Here is a 3,899-nt window from a genome sequence, read left to right as displayed (position 1 = left end):
CTTCTCTGTCCCCAGAGTGTATTGCTGATTAACTGGTTTACGGATGAATTGCTTGTCTCCAGACTACCCGTTTCCGGAATAGCCGAACCCAGGACTTCTGCCCGGAAGCTGTCAATTGTAATATCAGCATCTGCCGAAATAGATACATAACGGAATCCATAAAAGCTGAATGTCGGACGATAGCTTTCTTTTTCGTCACCTTTCGCAATATAAATGGATGTGGATGCAGCTGATCTGTAGTTTGCCATATAAAGGCTTCCTTCCGGACCGTCATTTCCTCTGGAAGTTTTACCGCTGTCATTTAACATTTCTGCAAAATGCATGCTGATCTGTGCATCTTTTGGTGCTTTTACTGTGATATTTGGCCATCCTACCATATTCTGTCCTAAATCATATACTACTGTCTGGCCCTTTTTCAGTTCAATTACATCATCGGCATTGTAATCATCTTTGATTACATTTACAACACCGTAATCAGAACCATTGTCTTTGCTTCCCTGGTATACACTTGTAGTAACCGGGGTACGTTCCAGTTCTTTCCGAACCTGAATTGTCTGTCCTACCTGTGCAGAAATCACTCCGCCAAAGTTTGTGTCATAACTTACTTTGCTCCAGCTATCATCTTCTGTATAATCTGAAGTAGACATTAAAGCCGCACTTGGGTAATTTGCATCATAGGTTTCACCATCCCAGATATCTGCTTCACGGATTACACCTTCTTTACTTGTTTTCCAGGAACTGTCTGTGTTTAAGACTTTCTTTGTTCCATCGCTGTAAGTAATGATTGTCTTAGCCAGAAATGCCATATCCTTGGTTCCATAGGTATTGTAGGAAATTCTTCCTGTCCACCAACCGGTTCCTACCTGTGCCAGAATAACATTTTCCCCGCCCTTTTTCATTAAATCTGTAACGTCATGAGAGTAATATAATACTCTTTCATTATAATCTGTCCAGCCCGGCTTCATTTCATCATAGATCGTTTCACCGTTTTCATCCGGACGTCCTACTCTGGTTCCGTTCACATACAGATCATATACACCCAGTGAAGATGCATATACTTTTGCACTTACAATTTCTTGGTCCTCTGTTTCAAATGTTTTTCTGAACATTGGCATTCCCAGATTGGAATAATCTTTTGTCAGAAGTACACCTGCATTTCCTTTTACAACAAATTTGCCGTCTTTAAATGAACCTGAACTTGCCTGACCTGCACTTCCTCCAAATGGATTTATGCCATCATCAAAATCATAAGACAGTTTCAATGTTCCTTCTTCGGGTCCGCCTTCTTCAAAGACAGTCACTTTCAGATTGTCCGCCATAAATTTTTCTGTTGCTGTTCCTGAGCGGAAACCAACTCTTCCGTCAATAACTTTTCCCGGCGTTGCCGCAGTTACTTCGAAAGTATCTACCAGCTGGTCATTGATAAATGTCTTGATTTCCTGATTAGTTACTTCAATTTTTACATGAACTTCTTTGTTCAGAATTTCTGTATTATAATCAAAGAAACTGCTAATATCTTTTTCATACTTGTCATAATGTGGTGTACCATTCTCCCAGATATGAGGTCTTAAGTATAATTTTCCTTTATGGTCTGACCCGTTAATCTGCCACATGAACATATTGCTGCTGTCGGATGCTGAGAAGACAATGCCTGCAGAATCGCTGGTTACGGTGATATCGGATTCTACAGTGTAATGTACCGGTGCATCGGGTTCTGGTTCCGGCTCTGGTTTTCCGCTAAGTGCATTATTTATTAAAGCGGTAGTTTCGCCGGTAATGTGTAATCCTCCGTTTTCCACAGTCCCATTGTCAAAAATATTTTCCTGCGTACTGGAATCTGTGAATACTTTAGGCATTCCTGCAACTTTTACAATGATATTTTCATAAACTACATCATCACCTGCATCATTGTTAAAACCAAGCTTTCCATCAAACTGGAACTTATCTAGTTTGTCATGATATTTTGCTTCTACACCATCGATATAGATACGCACTTCCTGTTTATTCGTACATGTGAGAGTGAAGTGATGTTTTTTATTAACCATATCTTCTTTGGATACATTTTTGATATCTCCATGATCAAATTCGTATTTTCTTCCATCTGCTTCTCTCATATGCTGTACAACTGCGGGACCTGTTTTATAATTCGGATTTAACTGTGAATAATAGTACTGGGTTCCTTCCACGTTTGATCCATAGATGATACCTGCTTTACCGGATTTAATGGTAAAATCAGTGTCAAAACGGTAGTACATAGAACTATCCCTGCTAAAAAATACTTTATCCCCCTGTCCATCACCATAGGTTAAATAAAGTTTCCCATTTTCTACAACACCGCCGTCAAACTGTGTATCATTTTCCAGGGAGAAATCCTGATAAAACATAATTGTTCCGTCATTTGCAGTTACCTTAATATCATCAGCCCATACCTGTTCTTTGAATCCGCCTGCCGGATTGGTAGCCTGACGGAAACCGATTTTACCATATGATAAATCTGCATCTTTACAGTCTAACGAATTTACTAATTCATTATTAACATAAGTTTCCACTATATGAGTAGTTGTATTTACTATCAGCTTAAGATTATAATCTGTATTATTTTTAAGTTCTTCTTTTAACTGATATCCGTTATAATCTTTAATGTTTTCGGGATTAAACGTTCCCCCAACACCGTTCCATACATGAGGACGAAGCCAGCTTCCCTTAATACCCTGTTCCATATTATTGTTTAACTGCCACATATAGAAATGGGAATTATCCTTTGCTGCAAATACTACACCCACTGCATCTTTAAATTGTAAATTTGTTTCAATTGTATAAACGCTTTTATCAATTTCAGGTTCCGGTGCATCCGGATCCGGATCGCCGTTTTTCGGCATACGAATCCAGTTTACATCGTTAAATGCATCTTCTTCCAACAGACCCATCTCGAAGGTAGCATTACCGGATGCTATTTCGTTGTCGTCTTTATCCCATACGGTTACATGCCACTGGTAGGTTGTGGAGGATGTCAGCGGATTTCCTTCATAAATAATGTCCACTGCTTTATCACTCACTACTTTACCAGTATTCCATACCTGAGTTCCGCCAAGTTCAGATACTTCGATCTGATAAGCGGTCTGTATCTGTCCCTGTACCGTTGAATCCATTTTCCATGAAAATCTTGGTGCAGTATTATCAATCCCTACCGGGTTAACTACGTTATCTACCATCAGTTCTCTAATTGCGGTGTTGCCTTCTGCAGCCATTGCTGTCAATGCCGTCGCGGGCATTAAGGACGTGATAACCATTGCGATAGCTAATATAAGCGATATCCATTTATTCTTTTTCTTCATTTTTTTTCTCCTTCTTTACTTATCTTCGTGAAATAAATTTATTTATGTGACTATCACCTCCTCTTCTTTTTGAATTTCAGTTGCGTAGTGGGACTGCGTTCCTTAAATTGCACAGCCAAACCCCGTTTCCTGTTATTTTACGGTTATCTTAATTTGTGCTGATTTGCCATTGTATAATTTAGCAGTAACGATTGTCTGACCTTTTTTTACTGCTTTAATTACACCCTTGGAATTGACCGTTGCAATTTTATGATTACTGCTTGTATAGGTAATCTTGCCTGCACTTTTGCTGGAACGTTTTGCTTTTAATGCAAATGTCCTGCCTGCCTTTAATGTTTTACTCTTTTCATTTAAGGTAAGCTTTACCGGTGCTTTTCTAACGGTTATCTTACAAATTGCCTTTTTACCATTGCTTGTTTTCACAGTTATGGTAGCGGTTCCTTCTTTTACTGCCGTTAATTTTCCCTTGGAGTTTACTTTTACAACCTTCTTATTACTGGATGTCCATGTGTATTTTTTATTGGAAGCATAGGAAGGTTTCAGCGTTGGTTTCAAGGTATAAGT

General features: G+C 39.0%; 2 protein-coding genes. Both read right to left on the bottom strand.

Annotation, left to right across the window (positions count from 1 at the left end):
- The coding region (locus tag RHS_RS32365; protein ID WP_395023659.1) for a family 78 glycoside hydrolase catalytic domain at window positions 1-3,335 on the bottom strand (3,335 nt) is incomplete at its 3' end.
- Window positions 3,336-3,467: 132 nt separating this feature from the next.
- The coding region (locus RHS_RS29135) for an Ig-like domain-containing protein (RefSeq protein WP_047835186.1) at window positions 3,468-3,899 on the bottom strand (432 nt) is incomplete at its 5' end.

It is taken from the genome of Robinsoniella sp. RHS (assembly GCF_001029355.1).
GTDB lineage: Bacteria > Bacillota > Clostridia > Lachnospirales > Lachnospiraceae > Robinsoniella > Robinsoniella peoriensis.
This window is presented reverse-complemented; position numbering and strand designations above follow the sequence as displayed.